This is a genomic window from Paenibacillus sp. OT2-17 (assembly GCF_009827695.1).
GTDB classification, from domain to species: Bacteria; Bacillota; Bacilli; order Paenibacillales; family Paenibacillaceae; genus Paenibacillus; species Paenibacillus polymyxa_B.
Window position 1 is genome coordinate 1 of the sequence record NZ_WUDQ01000027.1, and the last position, 18315, is coordinate 18315.

The 18315-nt window shown below is 48.5% G+C and carries 17 protein-coding genes, 1 pseudogene and 1 riboswitch; of the genes and pseudogenes, 1 reads left to right on the forward strand and 17 read right to left on the reverse strand.

Features of this window, described 5'->3' with window-relative positions:
* The 11 genes and pseudogenes from GRP75_RS07700 to GRP75_RS07750 form a co-directional block, all read right to left on the reverse strand.
* Positions 1-1026: CbiX/SirB N-terminal domain-containing protein (locus GRP75_RS07700; RefSeq protein ID WP_160789011.1), on the reverse strand; the 1026-nt coding region annotated here is incomplete at its 3' end.
* A gap of 92 nt (positions 1027-1118) precedes the next feature.
* Positions 1119-2915, reverse strand: a complete 1797-nt coding sequence (gene cobJ / locus GRP75_RS07705; RefSeq protein ID WP_160789012.1) for a precorrin-3B C(17)-methyltransferase — start codon at positions 2913-2915, stop codon at positions 1119-1121.
* A gap of 311 nt (positions 2916-3226) precedes the next feature.
* Positions 3227-3412: riboswitch (cobalamin riboswitch) on the reverse strand.
* 57 nt (positions 3413-3469) lie between these two features.
* The gene (locus tag GRP75_RS07710) at positions 3470-4024 is read right to left on the reverse strand and encodes an LOG family protein (RefSeq protein ID WP_023990794.1); all 555 of its coding nucleotides are present in this window, start codon (positions 4022-4024) and stop codon (positions 3470-3472) included.
* A gap of 206 nt (positions 4025-4230) precedes the next feature.
* Positions 4231-5082 carry a uroporphyrinogen-III synthase gene (locus GRP75_RS07715; RefSeq protein WP_160789013.1) on the reverse strand — a complete coding sequence of 284 codons (852 nt, stop codon included), beginning with the start codon at positions 5080-5082 and terminating at the stop codon, positions 4231-4233.
* A 101-nt stretch (positions 5083-5183) separates the two neighbouring features.
* The gene (locus GRP75_RS07720) at positions 5184-6338 is read right to left on the reverse strand and encodes a GerAB/ArcD/ProY family transporter (protein ID WP_023990796.1); all 1155 of its coding nucleotides are present in this window, start codon (positions 6336-6338) and stop codon (positions 5184-5186) included.
* Positions 6339-6381: 43 nt separating this feature from the next.
* Entirely contained in the window at positions 6382-6606 is a 225-nt protein-coding gene (locus GRP75_RS07725) for a hypothetical protein (protein WP_053326313.1), read from the reverse strand.
* The gene (locus tag GRP75_RS07730; RefSeq protein WP_160789014.1) at positions 6599-7816 is read right to left on the reverse strand and encodes a Ger(x)C family spore germination protein; all 1218 of its coding nucleotides are present in this window, start codon (positions 7814-7816) and stop codon (positions 6599-6601) included. The genes GRP75_RS07725 and GRP75_RS07730 overlap by 8 nt, the downstream gene beginning before the upstream one ends.
* The gene (locus GRP75_RS07735) at positions 7816-9441 is read right to left on the reverse strand and encodes a spore germination protein (RefSeq protein ID WP_023990799.1); all 1626 of its coding nucleotides are present in this window, start codon (positions 9439-9441) and stop codon (positions 7816-7818) included. The genes GRP75_RS07730 and GRP75_RS07735 overlap by 1 nt, the downstream gene beginning before the upstream one ends.
* A 179-nt stretch (positions 9442-9620) precedes the next feature.
* Positions 9621-9959 (reverse strand): hypothetical protein, encoded by a 339-nt coding sequence (locus GRP75_RS07740; RefSeq protein ID WP_028540747.1) that lies wholly within the window; start codon positions 9957-9959, stop codon positions 9621-9623.
* Positions 9960-9974: 15 nt separating this feature from the next.
* Complete coding sequence (locus GRP75_RS07745; RefSeq protein WP_160789015.1) at positions 9975-10688, reverse strand: pirin family protein; 714 nt, start codon at positions 10686-10688, stop codon at positions 9975-9977.
* A 70-nt stretch (positions 10689-10758) separates the two neighbouring features.
* Positions 10759-11586 (reverse strand): annotated as a pseudogene (locus GRP75_RS07750) (LysR family transcriptional regulator); the annotation flags it as partial.
* 181 nt (positions 11587-11767) lie between these two features.
* On the opposite strand from GRP75_RS07750, the gene GRP75_RS07755 reads away from it, so the two are divergent.
* Positions 11768-12748 carry a DMT family transporter gene (locus GRP75_RS07755; RefSeq protein WP_233903794.1) on the forward strand — a complete coding sequence of 327 codons (981 nt, stop codon included), beginning with the start codon at positions 11768-11770 and terminating at the stop codon, positions 12746-12748.
* A gap of 96 nt (positions 12749-12844) precedes the next feature.
* Here GRP75_RS07755 and GRP75_RS07760 read toward each other — a convergent pair whose 3' ends face one another.
* From GRP75_RS07760 to GRP75_RS07785, 6 genes are all read right to left on the reverse strand, one after another.
* A complete protein-coding gene (locus tag GRP75_RS07760) occupies positions 12845-14833 on the reverse strand; it encodes a methyl-accepting chemotaxis protein (protein WP_023990804.1) in 1989 nt (662 codons plus the stop codon).
* A gap of 154 nt (positions 14834-14987) precedes the next feature.
* Positions 14988-15395 (reverse strand): DoxX family protein, encoded by a 408-nt coding sequence (locus GRP75_RS07765; protein WP_028540751.1) that lies wholly within the window; start codon positions 15393-15395, stop codon positions 14988-14990.
* A gap of 117 nt (positions 15396-15512) precedes the next feature.
* Positions 15513-16373, reverse strand: coding sequence for a M56 family metallopeptidase (locus GRP75_RS07770; RefSeq protein WP_160789016.1), 861 nt, complete (start codon positions 16371-16373; stop codon positions 15513-15515).
* A 3-nt stretch (positions 16374-16376) separates the two neighbouring features.
* Positions 16377-16790 carry a BlaI/MecI/CopY family transcriptional regulator gene (locus tag GRP75_RS07775; RefSeq protein WP_023990807.1) on the reverse strand — a complete coding sequence of 138 codons (414 nt, stop codon included), beginning with the start codon at positions 16788-16790 and terminating at the stop codon, positions 16377-16379.
* A 146-nt stretch (positions 16791-16936) separates the two neighbouring features.
* Positions 16937-17776 carry a winged helix-turn-helix domain-containing protein gene (locus GRP75_RS07780; RefSeq protein WP_053326318.1) on the reverse strand — a complete coding sequence of 280 codons (840 nt, stop codon included), beginning with the start codon at positions 17774-17776 and terminating at the stop codon, positions 16937-16939.
* Positions 17752-18147, reverse strand: coding sequence for a Fur family transcriptional regulator (locus GRP75_RS07785; protein ID WP_023990809.1), 396 nt, complete (start codon positions 18145-18147; stop codon positions 17752-17754). Before GRP75_RS07785 ends, GRP75_RS07780 begins: the two co-directional genes overlap by 25 nt.
* Positions 18148-18315: the final 168 nt, after the last annotated feature.

Sequence of the window (18315 nt, forward strand, 5' to 3'; positions counted from 1 at the left end):
CGTATGTGAATGCTCGTGATGGTGATCATGGTCATCATAGCTGTGAGCATGGACATGCTCATGAGTGTGATCGTGGCTGTGTGTATGGTGATCATGATGATCGTGCTCATGTGCATGATGATGATGTTCATGGTCGTGCTCATGCTCATGATGGTGAGCGTGGTCATGATCGTGGTGATGATGGTGGTGCTCCTGCGCCTCCAGACGGAACTGGCAGTTATCACAATTGGCCGTAACCTTGCCAAACAAGCCTTCCTTAGCTCGCTCCAGCACCAGTTCAATCAATTGGGGATGGAAACCAAAATATCCGCCCATCTCCACTTGCAATGCAGGGTGAGCCTCGGCAAATTCCTGGGTCATTTCTCCGATGCGCTTAATCAGCACACCCGTGAACAGAAAATAGGGAAGCACAATAATCTTTTTGGCCCCTAATCGTACACAACGCTCCAATCCATCGGGAAAAGAAGGCTGCGTCACACCGATAAAGCTGCTCTCTACCCACGTATAAGAAAGCTGCTCCCACAGCATACGGGTGATTTTGAAAAAGTCACTGTTCGCATCTGGATCGCTACTTCCGCGTCCTAATACAAGTACCGCCGTTTCTTCGTCGGATACCTCGGCAAATGCCTCTACAGCGCTATTCATTCCCGCTGGAATTGCAACCGGACGGGCCTCTTTCAAGCGGCTTTGCAGAATGCTGACGATTTTCTCGTGAACACCAATCGGACGTCCGTATACAAATTCCACCTGCGGATACTTTACTTTTGCCCGGTCAATAGCCATCGGAATATCAATTTTGGCATGTACCGCTGCGAACAAGATAATCGGAATAAGAACGACACGCGTCGCCCCTTTCTCCACACATGTTTGCATCCCTTCAGCAATGCTGGGACGTGCCAGCTCCAAGAAACAGGTTTCCACGCACATATCCGGTACCCGGTCTGCCACTGCCTGTGCAAATTCTAGCAGTTCCTGGTTCCCCTCCGGGTCCCGACTTCCATGTCCAACCAACAATATTGCATCCACTGCTGTTTTTTCCTCCTCTTTAATAGGGATAACCTGCATGACGCCCTATTTTATATATATGCTTGTATCCAGTTCATCAGGCCTTCATTCCATTAATCACCACAAACCGCATTCACTTCTACCGTTGCTGGTGCATCTTCATGCCGGAAACCCGCAACGACGCCTACACGTTTAAAAAATTTATGAAAACGCTCATTCGGATGCCCTTTTTCCTTATATTCAGCAATGACGTTCTCCACGATATCAGTAATCTGATCACCCGGAATTCCTTCCGCTACGGGCTGAGCGGCATGAGCATTGCGACCGAATTTTTTGCCACCGAGGAAGAGGTCGTATCCTCCCTTGCGATAGACGATTCCGATATCCTCCAGCACCGCTCCATAGCAGGCCATACCGCATCCGTTCAAAGCAATACTCGTTTCCTTGGGTGCCTGTAATCCGCCAAGTACAACCTGTAGATGCTCAGCCACAGGCACAGCGTCATCCTTCTCCATATTGCAGAAGTCGCACGCCTTCACCTTAAACACATCGCCAATCGGCATGACAATGAATCGTTCATCCCGCAGCCGTCCGACCAGTTCCTCGGGGTCTGCACACGGCACGCGCAGCACGATCTGATGATCTGGCGTGTATTCCAGCTCGCCGTCATCACCCGCTACCTCGGCGAGCAGCGCCATCTGACGAGCGGTGAACTTCTTGTTTCCCACACCCGGGGAAACGCCCACCTCAAATAGCGCAGGCTTGCCAAAGCCGCCTGTCGCCATTCCAGCCGTAGCCCCCGCTCCGGCCACCGCTAACGTTCCGGCGGTGCTCTCGGCGGTAGGCACTTGCCCGCTCCAGCGAGCGTTGGCTGCGCCAGGCAGCTTGCCGCCGACAGCGAGACGGCTTAGTGCCTCTGCTGCCAGCGATGCCGGGGCTGCGCCGGTTTGCACAGCAGTCGTTGCCTGCACGGCAGCCATCGCTTGCGGGCGTGCCTGCGTCGCAACCGCAGCGCCGCTCGCGGAGGGTCCAGCGGGCGTAGTCGGGGCTGCACCTGCCTGCGGTGTATCCTCTTGTGCGCCCAGCGACCACGGCTCCGCTTCCGTGCGGAGACGCTGGTGCGGCTTGAGTGCCTGCTCGGTCGCATCTAATGTGTATTTGCGCTGATATCCGCGCGGAGTCACAATCAAGCCGTCATACACCGTCGTCGAGGAATTGCCGATGATTACAGTCGTCAGCATCCCAATGTCATGGTTCAGCATATCTTCCAGCGTCGTTACAATAACTTGCTGACGTTCACGATAAGCACTTTTCACCAACCCGACTGGAGTTTGCGGATCGCGGTAACGCAGCAAAATGGACTGCGTCTCCACAATCTGGCGGGTACGCCGACCACTGCGCGGGTTGTATAATGCAATCACAAAATCGGCCGAAGCCGCTGCTTCTACGCGCTTCACAATCGTTTCCCATGGGGTCAGATGATCACTCAGACTGATCGTGCACGCATCATGCATAACTGGCGCCCCCAACAGTGAAGCACAGGACTGAATAGCCGAGATCCCCGGTACGACTTCTACCTCAACTCCGTCCTCGCGTCGCCAGCCTTTTTGCATCAGCACCTCATACACCAGCCCTGCCATACCATAGACTCCTGCATCTCCACTGGAAATGACAGCTACCTTCTTGCCCATCTCTGCTTGGCGAACCGCCTCCTGCGCACGGCTCACTTCCTCTGTCATTCCTGTGCGTACAATCTCCTGTCCGTTCAACAACGGACGGATCAAATCAACGTAGGTATTGTAGCCGATAATGACCTCACTTTCGGCCAGCGCATCCAGCGCCCGTTTTGTGATATGTTCCATATCTCCTGGTCCAAATCCAATCACCAGCAATTTTCCTAATGGGCTCATCGTGCTCCTCCTATTCATCCTTTTCAGGGCAGCTATGCTATCTATTTCAATGATTTATGCACATCGTGTAACTCAAAAAAACCCCATCCTGCCCGGATGGGGTTTCTATGTACGCATCTCTCATCAGACGAACAAACAGCGTAAGAAGACACTATTTGTCTTCCTCCAGCCTGCCGTTGTTTTCCATCTGACTGTTTACGTTTCAAACGCTGCTGCACGTTCATATCCACGCAAACCTCTAGCCAACATGGAAAAAGCAACGTGTGCCTGATTTCCTGATTTCGTACACCCATCCTCTCCGCGAAGGTTAACGGTGCATACAGATCAAGGTAGGTCTCCTGGCTTGGCATCAACGGATTCTTTCGTCTTCCCCGTTTTTCACGAGTGACCATTTTAAAAAATCCTCTTCCTTACAGTGGCGGGACCGCTCGGGATTTGCACCCGATTCCCTGTTACCCTTTGCTCAACCGCAAAGGCACCTTGTCTGTCCGCTATTTGATTATGGGTCTTATCATAACCTTGCCTCAATCAGTTGTGCAAGCACGAAAAACGCTTTATTTCAAGTTCTCTGCTTTATTTTTTAACATATGTAGCAATTCGTCCGGGTCCGCAGAGATACTTAATAACGCTGGGTGCTCGGCCCCGGTAAACCCTTCTTGCACGCTATGACGCACCATTTCTACTAACGGGTCAAAATATCCATTCACATTCAACAGCCCAATGGGCTTGCGATGAATCCCGATTTGCGCCCAGCACAATACCTCGAATAGCTCCTCGAAGGTTCCCAAGCCACCCGGAAGAGCGATAAACGCATCGGCCATCTCGCTCATTGCCGCTTTACGCTCATGCATGCTTGCTACCTCAATAAATTCGGTAACTCCCCGATGAATGATCTCTGCATCAAATAATAGGGTGGGCATAATGCCAGTGACCTGACCGTCACCCGCCAGCATTCCATCCGCCACCTCTCCCATCAGCCCCCTGCTAGAGCCACCATAGATCAGACGGATATGATGGCGAGCCATGGCTTCCCCCAGCTTGCCTGCAGCCTCAACATATACCGATGAATGTCCAGGTCTGGACCCGGCAAATACGCAAATAGAATTCATTAACGTCTCAGCTCCTGTCCTAAGTATCATGCATCGAAACTTATTCATTATATTAGATAAACATTTTCGCTATAACAAAAATCTTTGTCGATGCATGTCCAACAAAAAAAGATAAAGACCTCGTAGGCCCTTATCTTTATTTTACTCTGTATCCCAAAATATAAGTTCATTTTTTAGCATACTGCATTTATAATTTCTATCTCATTTCAATGACCATTCACGATCTTCAGACCACAGCCATGCACCGAATCGTTATGTTCAAAATATTTACCCAGCTCCACCATCATCGCGCCCATGCGCTCTTCGGTTGGAAACACGACTCGGTCAATCCCTTCTTCCACAATGGACTGTGCAGTCACCTTCCCTACGGATACAGCAATCACATCCTCACGAAAAGCTTCCAGTAAATCCTCGATTCGATTTTGCTCTCTGGCATATTGGGCCAAAAATCGGATTTGCGGACCACTTGTGAACGTAACAGCATCAACATTACGATGGATAATATCCTCCAGTAACGCCTGCAATTTTGCTTCCTCGGGTGGGATATGCTTATAAGGAAGTACCTGGCGGGTCACTGCCCCCTGCTCGTCCAGCCACTTTACCAACCGTGGAGCTGGATCGCCATGCAGTTGCAACAGTACTTCCTTCCCCTTCAGATCGTATGGGGCGAAAGCTCCTGTCAATCCGATCAAACTTCCGTCCTCGTCTCGTACTGCTGGCGTAAAGCCACGCTTTTTGAGTCCATTGACCGTCTTGTAGCCCCGCGCTGCAATGTTGGAAGATTGCAGCAACTCCATGATCTGCTCGGCTACGCCCATATCCTCTGCCATATCGAACAGGGCATCCAGCCCCATACCTGTCGTGAAGATGTACCAGTCCGGAGGGTGCTTCACCCACGATACAACAGCGTTGCGCAGCTCGATATCATCCAAAAAAACGGTGCCCTGGGCCGGGCGCTGTACTGGCTCACCCCCCATCTTCACAACTAGCAGCGCCATTTCTTCTGCTTTACGGGGACCAGCAAGAGCGACTCTCTTACCTGCCATGCGTTGTGCCATTCTGTTGCCTCCCTTGTAGAAGTCGTATTTCTTTCTACCAAGTATACAATCAGAGGGGTAAAAGACAAATAAGAATTACTTTTCCGATAAATACAGTAATCTTATAAGTGGTCATGTCCTGTTCTGCCTCCATGCTGGCTTTCTTTCTGACTACTGCTATCCCGCTCTCCGTTAGATGCCTTATCATCTCCGCCTCTCCCTTTAGATTTGGGTCGGAGCAACATCCATAGCAACAAGGGCATGATAACAAAAAAAATGATCATCACCGCGGTCCACTCCCGGCTGAAATCATAAATTTGCACGATGTTGGAGAACAGCATAAACGAACAGACGTAACCCAACAAACCTACGGGCCAAACCATCAGACTTCCCCATGCATGGGCAAACATACGCTTTACTGCCAAACTGGTAACGTACAGGTCAACCCCAATCTTCGTAAGAAAGGTCGGTACGGTCAGTGCGGCCACGAACAAGTCGAACCGATCCAGAAAGTCCGTTAGCTGCAATTGACGCACTAGTTCATAGGATGGATAAAATAGCCGGGACAAGATAGGAACACCAATAACCAACTCCGACAGCAACATCAGCATGGTCAGAAATGCGGTTCCGAGCAAATGCCCATACCACGCACTACGCCCATTATAGCTCTTCCCAGAAATCACAAAGGGAACCATCATGATATCGGCCATATATCCCAGCATGCGCCAACTGCCCTTGATCACTCCATCTACTTCCGGATGTAAATAGGGTCTCAGTACCGAAAAATCCATATTACGCCCGAAAAAAAGCGGCATGGTCAGCAGCGTCAGAATCAACAAAGGTACAAAAATCTCGGTCATATTCACGATGGTGCTTATTCCGCCTTTGGCCATAAACGCCAGAGTCAAAAGCAAAATAAGAGATACGACAACAATCGGAGTCAGCGGCAAAAGTACAACCTCCACCAAATCCGTGATAACTCTCAAATCCCGTGCAAAAATGATCAGAAATAAAATAAGGTAGACTGCAAGCAGCATACGTCCTAGCACAGGGTGAGAGCTCACCATGGCCTGCATCAGGTCCTGATCAGGAAAACGCCGCTTGAGTCTCAACATGGCCCAAATCGGCAAGCATAGCACGATAGCTGCAATTACACAGGTCCAGTAGGCATGTTGATTCGCGTAATCTGCTGCCTGCGCCGGAGCATGTATAAGGGTAATAGCGACCTCCATCAATACACCAAGCAGCACGATTTGTCTGGTTGTGAACTGTCTCATGCAGGTACATCCTCCTTTTGCCCGCAGGCATCCATTACACGATTTACAACGTAGGGGGGAGCCACATGTCAATAAAACGGGCCAGCCATGTAGCCACATAAACAGTGCTCTTCGTTGATGTTCCGTAAATCCAGATACAAATGCTAATGACATACAATACACGTGAGATCCAGCGATTGACGGCAGGCGCATCCCTAATACTTTTGCGGTCAATCAGATACATGAAGAGCATAGCCAGCAATAAAGGTAATAGAAATACTTTATTCATTCTGGATTTGCTCCTTTTTGACCCCGAATGGTTTGGTGACCGCACCGATATTTTCAATATGCACGACCGGATCTATAGTGACCTCCACCTTGGGATACAGTTGATCCCATTGAGGTTTAATCCGTTCCCATTCATCCGGATGACTCGTAATAATAGCCCGGCCCAAACCAAGTACGTCTGAGTGATATTTTTGCTGGATCACCTTGACACCCTCTCCCAGCTCCCTCTTAATTTCCTCGGCTGTCTGCTGTTCCAGCCACTTCAAATTTTCCTCGTTGGAAATATCGAAATCCGTCTCATTTTCCTTCACATTCCCGTTACAGTTCATATGAACGGTCATGCGAATATCGTTCCCACGAATATATGGCTTGATATGGACATTATTTTCGATGAGGTGTACAGATATGTAGCCTCTACCTTTGGGAGGGTGGATAAATATTTCTGTCTCCTTGGCTTGCTCCATACCCAAAAGCAGAAACCGACTGAGGTGGTTATCTATAATCCCTGTTAACCTGTCTTTGCGAAACACAGCCAGTCCATCGACCTGAATATTCGTCTTCTTGTCTTTAAGGTTAGAAGGCCCATTCTTCACCAGAGACATCACCGGCACCACCGGGTCAATGCCATCCAGCAGGACGGAATTTATCAGCAGTTTAATAGAACGAGGTTTTTTCATATAGGAATAGTTGAGCTCACGCACCATTTCTGCCGGATATTGCTCAATCGGGGCATCTGCCTGAAGCACTTCCATCGCTGATCCCTTCGTAATAACAACCAGGGAAGACAGACGGTTTTGCGGAATACGCGCCAGTACATCCATCATTTTGTTAATCCCTTCCCGCGCCAGCGTCTCACCGAACAGCAGCACCCGTCGATGGGAGTAATTCAGCGTTCGCGAAACCGCACGCTGTTCCTCGGTGCTTGCTCCGCGGAAGCTTGGACCTGTTTTGGACTCCAGGTAGTAGGACTTCGTACCGCTTGTACCTCCCCCTCCTCCTGTGCTGCCCGAAGATCCAAGTTGTCCGGGCAAAGCGATTTGCATCGTTACCCGATATTGATCGCCTTCTTTATCCAGACCCGTACCCATCACAAAGGCCACATCGTTCACTTCACGGCGATCCCAGCATCCTCCCAAAAGAACAGAACAAAGCAGCAGACAACAGAGCACAGCCGCTTTACGTATTTGTTGTGCATCGGATTTGGGCTTCATCACCATCCCTCCTCGGTTGTAGGCGATCCATTCATCTTTTCCTTCGCTCGTTTGTTGTTGTCTTTACCAATCCATGAAGGACGTTTAGTCATTTTCCACCAAGGCGCACGAACGACGATATCCTTTTGATCCATATGTTTGTATGGGCTATATCCGCTCATATAAGGAACACCAAACGATGTTAGCTTGGTTAGATGCGTAGCAATCAGCGTTGTCGCAATAATGATCCCAAACAATCCGAATAATCCCGCCATCAGCATAATGGGAAATCGTAGCAGACGAACCGTGATGGCAAAGTTAAAACGCGGGATGGTAAACGACGCAATACCTGTGAGCGACACAATAATGACCATCGGGGCCGATACAATCCCTGCTTGTACAGAGGCCTGACCGATGACGAGCGCTCCAAGGATACTGACAGCCTGACCGACCGTTTTGGGGAGACGAATCCCCGCTTCTCGTAACGCTTCAAAGGAAATTTCCATCATTAGTGCTTCCACCAAAGCGGGGAAAGGGATAGACTCACGTGCTGCCGCAATACTCAAAATAAGCGTCGTCGGCAGCATATCATGATGATAGGTCGTCACCGCTACATATAATGCAGGCAGAAACAGAGCCAATATGAGAAAAAGAAAACGAATCCAGCGCACCATATTACTGATAAAAAAGCGCTCATAATAGTCTTCGCTCGCTTGCATCATCTGCCACATCGTGACTGGCCCAATCAGGGCAAAGGGCGTTCCGTCTACAAAAATAGCAAAACGTCCTTCCAATAATTGCGCAGTGACGGTATCCGGGCGTTCGGTGTATTCCATTTGCGGAAACGGCGAAAACGGGTGATCCTCAATCAGTTCCTCAATATATCCAGTCTCCAGAACACCATCAATTTTAATATCGCTAAGCCTTTTTTTAACATCCTCCACCAGCTTTGGATCTATGATCCCTTCAATATAAGTAAGGACGACGCTCGTTTGAGTTTCTGTTCCGATGGTCATGCTGTACATCTTGAGCTTGGAGGTTTTCAGTTTGAAACGTAACAGTGCCGTATTGACGCGAAGTGTCTCTGTGAATCCTTCACGCGGTCCACGAATAACCGATTCGGTCTGCGGTTCCTCCACTCCACGGCGGACACCCCCCTTGGCGCTAAAAATATACGCACGAGGCGTGCCATCTACAAACAAGGCGGCATTGCCGTCCAGTATCGCTGCCGATACCATCTTCCATTCGTCCATCGTTTTGGTCTGGGACATGGAGATACGAGTTTCATCCAGCGGCTCCAATTTGCCGTTCACTTCAGGGTCCTTGAGCATCATGCCCAGAATGACAGGCCGCAGAATATGGTCCTGCAAATCCTCCGATTTTACCGTACCTTCAAAATAAGCCAATAACCCTTTGCGTTCAGGGGAAATCATGAGCTCTCGATAGACGATATCAGAGCAATCCTTGAAAATATCACGCAAAGCAATCAAATTGTCTTCCACACTGCTACGCAGCGGCTGTTCCAGCCATGAAGACTCAGGCAGTCCTTTAGGCACATTGAAATTTCGTGTCTTGCGGTCTGCGGCTGGAATCGCTCGCCGGCTCCACGGTGGCTTCGGCAACTTTGGAAAGCGCCCTTTCTTCATCCTTATTCCCCCTTTACGAATGAGCCGAACAGATAATATGACATATAGGATGTACCAGCCTGCAAAGGATTATGTATCCAATGAACTCAACATGTTGAACAGATAACAAAAAGACCCTGCACTGATGCAGGGCCTTCGAAAATCCATTATAAATCTGGAAATTTATGATAAAGGAATGATTAATCTCCCCAATACTCCTCGGGATGGTATTCAATCTCAGAACTAGCTTTGAACGTAAGCTCATCTGTCTGATCATGATATTCCACGCTTTCCGGGGTGACGTAATACCAATGCTTCACCACGGGTCCATCGTCTACCGGCGTTACAAAACGAAATACGTTCAACTCCCCGCTATAACGCACAATCGCCTCCGCCGTCTCATGCGGCAGTCCTTGAAGCGTAAAGCGAAACACGCCGTCCGCCGATTCCAAATGGCAATCGAAAACCTGCTTGCGGCTGTCAGCAAAGCTACGTCCCGTGACGGCATGCTTGATCAGCCATGTTTCCTGCTGCGCCATTGTGCGCACCTCCTTTTAGGGCAAATCAATCAACATATAAAAAACAGAATCTTCTGCTTTCAGTGAGAGCTTCGGCTCCTGCTCAATACGAGCGGAATCGCGTCCTTGCAGAGTATGTTCACCGTTCACACGCAGCGAGCCTTCGATGACGAATAGGAACACGCGCCGACCCTCGGCCTGTGTGAATTCTACTTGCTCTCCAGGCTGAAGCTTGCTTAAATAAATCGTTAAATCCTGATTGATTGCAGCTATTTCACCCTCTGTGCCTGGTACGCGCTTTCCGGCAACGACAGGCAGAAGCTGACCGTGAAGACGCTCAGGATTGAACGCTGTAGCCTCATATGACGGTTTCAGGCCTCTCGTATGCGGGCTAAACCACAATTGCAGTAGACTGACATCCTCCGTTTGTGAAGCGTTGTGCTCCGTATGAATGATGCCGTGGCCCGCTGACATTCGCTGAATGCCTCCAAAACGGGTCACCGCTACATGTCCACGGTTGTCTTCATGACGCAATTCCCCATACAGCACAATCGAAACAATCTCCATATCACTGTGCGGATGCGCCCCAAAGCCCCGTCCCGGTGTGATGACATCGTCATTACAGACACGCATAGGACCAAACGCTGTATTGTTCTCATCCTGATACTCCGCGAATGAAAAGCTGTGACTCCCCCGCAGCCAGCCCTTATCGAAGCTGAATCGGGAAGCCGCCGGATATATTGTAAACATAATAGCCCTCCTTCAGGAAGAAAAATGAGATCAAATCCCTCTCATTGTACCCGAGCCCAAGCATCTCGTCTATAAAAGACTGCAAAGTACTGGTAACAAAGGCTTCCTTACGCCGGATAAACACCGTTGTTACTTCATTGTACGGCTCAGGCATCGCATGACCGCAGACAAGGCCTTGAGCCACCAGCCCGCTGATCGAAGATTCGGGAAAAACGGTCATTCCAATACCAGCCGCCACACTGCCGATAATTGTCTCAAATGTCCCAAACTCCATAATCTGCTTGGGAATAATCCCCTCCATCTTGAGCCAGGTTTCCAGCCGTCCCCGGTAGCCGCAACCTTTTTTATACAGCAGGAGTGGACGGGTTGTAAGATCCTCAACAGAAAAGTCATCTCCTTGGGATACGAGGACCAGCTTTTCCTGAAATACATCAAACTGTTCAATCAGCGGATGCTTCACCGGCCCGGTCACAAAAGCTCCATCCAGCCGCATTTCTGCAACCTCCTGCACCAGAGACTCTGTAACCCCGGCCTTGAGGGACAACTCGACATCCGGGTACTTACTATAGTAAGCATGTAAAATGGCCGGGAGGGCAATGACAGTCTCTACAATGCCAATCTCCAGCACCCCCGAAGGTGCAGAGGTATTCTGAAACGCATGTTTCATTTCCTCGAATTGCGATAAAATGCTTTTCGTATATTGCAGCAGACGCTTGCCCTCGGCATTGAGGATCATTCCCCGCTTATGTCTATTAAATAAAGGCGTTTGCAGTTCCTTTTCGAGCAGCTTGATTCTGGCCGTTACATTGGACTGGACATAGCTAAGCTCGGCTGCAGCCTTGCTGACACTGCCATGCGCAGCCACCGTCTGGAAAATGTTTAAATCGTTCAGATCCACTACTGCTCCCCCTTATTGTGAAGGACAATGGGCCATCAAAATTGACGCGCCTTGTCACTTATTATCATTTTAAATGATCATAATGTTTATTTTCAATCATTTTACCAACAGCTTCCTATCCTTTATGATGTGTCCATAAGATATGTCCGCTGAGACCGGCAAGGAGGAGCTTTTGTACACCATGAACAGACAAATCATGACCGGATCTTTATTATGCCTAATCGCCAGTATGTCCTGGGGGGCGATGTTTCCGGTTTCGCACATTGCATTACAACATATCAATCCACTGTACTTTTCGTTTTTGCGCTATTTATCGGTTACACTCATTTTAGTCGTGCTATTGTGGCTCAAAGAGGGACGGACAGCATTTCGCTTTGAGGGCAAGGGCAAGACGTTGTTATTCTTCGGGACCATGGGGTTCACCATTTATAATATGGCCGTTTTCCAGGGACAGCACGCGATGGGAGCAGCAGGTACTCTCGTAGCCTCTATAATGGAAGTGCTAATGCCGATGATTTCCATTGCGATGGTGTGGATCATGACCCGTAAAATGCCTCCGAAATATACACTAATCAGCATGGTGATTGCGCTGGCTGGGGCTTTACTGGTGATCACGAACGGAAAATGGACCTTTTTCACGCTTGCCGGACAACATTTACTACCGCTGCTGCTTATTTTCGTAGGCGTCGTCGGATGGGTCGTATATTCCATGGGAGGCAGCCATTTTGCAGGATGGTCTACTCTTCGGTATTCAACTCTAACCTGCCTGCTCGGAACTCTCGTCTCCTTCGTAGTCGTCACATTTGCCTCTGCTTTCAACTGGATTGTGGTACCGGACTGGCAGGCTGTGTGGTCAGTTAAATACGAAATGAGCTTTATGATCCTGCTTCCAGGGCTAGCTGCCCTGCTTAGCTGGAATGCCGGAATCCGAAAGCTGTCTCCACTGAACGGAATTCTATTTATTAACTTTGTACCGATTACCACGCTGGTACTCATGTACTTCCAAGGTTATGCTATTAGCCGTTTTGAACTATATGGGACAGTGCTAGTCATTTTCGCACTGATTCTGAACAATATGTTTCAGAGAAGTTCGCTGCGTCCTTCCGACAGCTCACGGAATTTCCGTTTCCGCCTGGATCGCCGCAAGTCCTTCCAACGTTAACTTCTAACTCTGCAAACCAAAAATTATGCTAAAACATTTAAAAAAAGCGCCTGGATACAGAGTACAATCTCCTGTATCCGGGCGCTTTTTATCATTTTAAGATTTTCCTTCAACCTGAAACCGTCCAACCAGTTCGCGTAGCTCCTCTGCCATTTGGCTCAGGTCCGCTGTAGATGAAGCAATTTCCTCTATAGAAGCGAGCTGTTGCTCAGCTGCCGCTGAGATCGACTCGGTGTTGCTCGCTGCCTCGTCCGAAATGTGGGAGATATCGCTCATAATATCTACGACACCTACAGTCCCCCGTGCCATTTCCTGAGTCACTCCGGTAATGTCATTGATATGCTCCATAGCTCGTTCCACGGCCTGGCTGATTTCCGCAAAGGATTGCTCAGACGTGGTTACCGAATCAATGCCTTCCGTCACCCGTGTCCGCGCTTGATGCATAGCACCCAGAGCATGATTCATATCCACCTGCATCGCTTCAATGCGCTCCGAGATCAAGGTAGCCGATTTGGCGGATTCCTCAGCTAGCTTACGCACCTCCGTAGCGACCACGGCAAATCCCTTACCATGATCCCCAGCGCGTGCGGCCTCAATGGACGCATTCAGAGCTAACAGATTGGTCTGTTTAGCGATACCGGATATAACGCTGATAATATTCACGATTTCACCGGAGCGCTCATTGAGGGAGTCCATGGCCTGTCCGAGATCGTTAACGGTCTCGTCGATGTCATGCATCTTCTGTACAGCCTGCGTAGCAGCCTTGCTACCCTCCTGAGCCGACTCAGCGTTCATCTTCACATGTTCAGATACGCCCAGCATACGCTCGGATACGTTCGCTGCTTGCTGAGCAAGCTCCTCCATATGTACAGAGCCGTGCTTGACGCTCTGCACCTGACGTTCGCTGCCCACAGCTACTTCCTGGATAGCAATGGTGACATGCTCAATCGCTTGGGTCGTCTGATCTGCACCCGCAGCCAGCTCCTCCGCTGAAGAACTTACCCGATCTGTCGTTTCGTGTACGCTTCGAATCATCGTGCGCAAACTGTCGACCATGGTTTGGAAGTGAGAAGATAATTCGCCTACCTCATCCGTTTTTCCAGTTTCCAAATCGCCCGTCAAATCTCCTTCACTGATTCGTTCTGCTGATTTTTGCAGCTTACGAATCGGTACCAGAACAGAACGGGTGATCAGGAAAATCGCGATAAGCGCAATCACCAATGAGGCAGCCAACACAAAAATGGTTACATAACGTATGGCAGCGGTGGCATCGCTAATCTCGGATTGATAGAAGGTACCTGCTATTTTCCAGCCGGTATCTTTATTCGTTACATAGTTCAGGTACTTCTCTTGGCCTTCATACACATATGTATACTGCCCGCTCTGCGCAGCATACATATCATTTATAAAGCTTGCATCAAGAGATGTACCCGGCTTAGCCGTAGGGTGGACTACAAATTTTTTCGTATGATCCAAAATGATGATATACCCCTCCTGGCCGACTTTGATGGAGGCCAGTTTGCGTACACTTTCCAGATTTAGAGAAATCCCGATAACCCCGGACTGGTCGGAAAGCGTCTGAGATACCACCACAACAGGAATACCCGATGAATTGATGATAACAGGGGTGATCGCTACCTTACCGGGTTGCTTCATCGCTTCGATGTACCATGGCCGTGTGCGAGGATCAAATGTCCCTTCGTCCTCCTTGGGCACCCCCCGAATCATCAGCCCGTCCGGTGTTCCAACAAAAATATCCGTCGCATCTTCGTGCAAGCCCTTGTATTGAATCAGTTTGGGCTGAATCAATGGGCTGTTTCGACCATCTATCATTGAGGCGTCCAGACGCTCCGCCAAATACTTCGCATCTTTAATTTTACTGGCGATTGCGTATTCAATAATTGAGTTAGCCGTCGCTACACCCTGATTTGCACTGCTGTAGAGCTGTTTTTCCATAGCATTATATGATGATTTATAGGTCGCAATGGAAATACTTAAGCTCGGAATCAGCAAAACAAGCAAAAAGCCTAAACTTAGCTTGTTCCTGAGTGTCCATATAGTTTTTCTCTTTCGCGTTGTTCCCATGTTTTTTCCCCTTTACTCATAAAACGATATATTTGAATTACATTCAGTGTTAGTTATATCGGTTGAAAGTAACAAATGATTTACAATAAAATTTCACAAAGGAGAAAAACAAAAACCGCGCCCTATGAGACTAAGGACGCGGTTATATGAACATTTAGACCTGTACGTTACTGTTTTCAGCCTTTTTACGGCCAAATAACTGATCCACTGCCAGAAAACGTCCACCGACAAGCGCTTGCTGAAGGCTGGTGAACAGAATCAGCAGATCAAATTCAATCGAGCCAAAAGGCTGTCCTTTTTTAGCGGTTAGCAATACACCGATCATAACGATGGTCAATGCCGCTCCAGCCAGTCGTGTTCCGATACCCAGAACCAGTGCAATACCCCCAACCAGCTCAACCGTGGCGACCACAGGAGCCATCCAACCAGGGAGTCCGATGCTTTGGAAGAAGCCAGAGGTTCCGTCTAATCCCTGAAACTTTTGTGCACCGTGAACGATAAAAATAACCCCTGTAAAGATTCGTACCAACAACAATCCAATATTCATAAGCGTTTGATTCATTTGCTCATCTCCTTTTAAGTTGTATAAAAATCCTGTAACAAACTACATAGTGTAGTGTATTGCACATCAAGTATCGGGAGCGCGAAAAGCGCCACCCGTAGGAAACATCTTACCCAACTAGATTAGCGCCAGTGCGAACATAAGTGTCAGCATCACTAGCACATAGCTGGAAAACATAATCGAACGCCAAGGCATTTGAATGACAGGTTCTTGCTGAGGGTCTAAAATACGAGAGATACGATAATTAATGGACGTTTCTGCAAACGAGGAACAAGCGGCGGAGTTTACCAGGCGAGTATTGGCAGGCGTCATACTCAGAAGCTTGAGCAATGCGCTCCCAATCCCAACTGGTGAACCAGCTCGATGAATCGCTTCGTTATCAGCCAAAATTTCACGGGCCGTCTTATAATGATTGGTAATGTGACGCAGCACCGGCAAGTAAAATAGCTGTTTAGCACACACTTGCAGCAACCATGTCTTCAACGGATCATAATGTTTCATATGATAGGCTTCATGGTATATGACCGCCTCTTCCTCGTGCTTGTCCAGTACGGACAATAGTGCAGAGGACAATACAATACGTGGCTTCCATAATCCCATGGTGAAGGCGGCTGGCTTGGGATAATCAATGATCCATATCCGATCGGTCCCGAGTTCACGATATCGCTCACCCAGTGCCTCAGTCAGCGGCAGGTCACGCATTCGGTGCAGTCTGCGAAAAGCTGCCCTGGTAGCCATACACTGTCTGACTGCTTCTCCTCCGGCGATAGTGAAGGTAACGAGAACCAGCCCGCTGAGCGCATCCACCATGTAGCCGATTCCGTAGTGCTGCAACAAGCTTCTGCATATTTGAAACACGTTATAATTCAATTTCCAGCCGAAAACATGCTGCCCGGCGTACATACCCATCTGTATAAGGGCGAAACCCGAAATCAAGGCGCCTGCTGTAAACAGTAATTTAGAACGTGTTTTCCACATCGTCTACATATCCTTTTTCCATTGTTTAATTTTTTGTTCCAGACGTTCGATCAACTTCGGATCAGCCACCTCCAGAGCATCAATCATATGATTGACAGCAAGCGGACCAAATTCATCAACCAATTCGTGACTCAGTCCCTTGGATTGCTCATCCATGAACTCATCCCTGCTTAATACTGGACGATATAAAGACGTTCTCCCACGTATACTCTTACTCAGTATTCCCTTTTCCACTAAACGGTTCATCACGGTCATTACCGTATTGAAGTTAAAGTCCCGATCCCCCTCCAACGCGGTCTGCACTTCTTTGATACTCCGATCCGAAGTGGACCATAAAATATCCATAATCTTGGCTTCCAGAGGCCCGAAAAATCGGTTAAGCCCGGTTTCGCCAGCTTTAAAATTCAGTCGTTTCATAAGAAGCACCTCACACTACCGATTGTAGTGTATATATCCGGATAAAGTCAACCGTCACACCTAATGTCAGTTTCTTCATGGAATCATATACAAACCGCCAAATGTCTCCATCCGGCGGAAATTCATCGGTATTCATAGCTTTTAGTTCAATCTGCCAATCTGTATCCTACACCTCTTACGGTTGCAATATATTCAGGTTCCGCAGGTCGATCATCCAGCTTCTTGCGCAAACTTTTGACATGCACATCTACAACGTTGCTGCCGCCTACAAAATCCGTCTCCCAGATATCGTGCATCATTTGCTCGCGGGAGATCACTTTGCCTTGAGCATCAATCAGCTTTAGCAGCAAATCGTATTCTGTTTTAGTCAGATTCAATTGACTCTCTTCTTTATATACCAGCATTTTATCTCGGTCAATCCAGATGTCCTTGAATACCGTACGACGGCTGGCTTGCGCTACCTGACGGGAAGCGGCAGGATGGCGTACAATCATCCGTTCAATGTCATGCACCATATGATTGGCAGCCAGCGGCCACACCAGCACCTCTTCCGAAGGAAGCAGCTCATGCGCATGTACAGACATCCGATCCTGTACCACATACATAACCGGTGTGTCTTTCATATGTTCTACCTCAAGACGATTGCGGATATCCAGTAATTCACTCTGTGGTTCGGTGGCGGTCAAATCGTAAATCAACAAATCGCTTCCCAGATGACGCTGCACTTCAGGCTCCCAGCGATGAAAAACCATCACATCAAAACACGCATCTGACAACGTACGCACCAACCCATGAACTACACCCGGTACCGAACTGATCAGAATGATACGACGTGTAGTCGGACAATACAAAGGCTCATTGGAGGGAACGGTCTGCAACGTAGGTGTAGAGGGAGCTGCTAACATCGATGTCCAACTGCCCTTCACCCGTCTAGGCATGTCAGCCACTTTGAAACGATTCGTTATCTGATTCGCTTGCTTTGACATTCCTTACACACTCCTCCGAATACGACATGGGCATGGGCAATATTATACCCCGTTTCATGCGCAACCGTGTCAATCCAATCATGTGGGACTTCACTCATTACTTCATCTACTCGGCCGCATACCTGACAAATAATATGCTGATGATCGTCCATCCGTCCATCATAACGACTAGCAGCTTCCCCCAGCTTCAATTCACGGATTAATTCCTTATCCGTCAAATAACGTAGGGAATTATATACTGTTCCATAGGCCAGATTATATCCGCGCTCCATCAACCGATTCATAACATCAGCCGCAGTAGGATGATCGTGGGCTTCACGAACCACATCATATACCGCTTGGCGCTGCGAAGTTAAATTTAAAGTTCTCATACCGCATCTCCCTTAACCAACGCAGATTATATTAATTACAAAATTACAATCACAATAAAGATCAATTTAGAATAAGTATAAATCTTAATTTATTTCAAGTCAATGGGATCGGATAAATTGAACGGCTTTGCAACACAATGTATACATGGTACATCTCAGCCCATACAC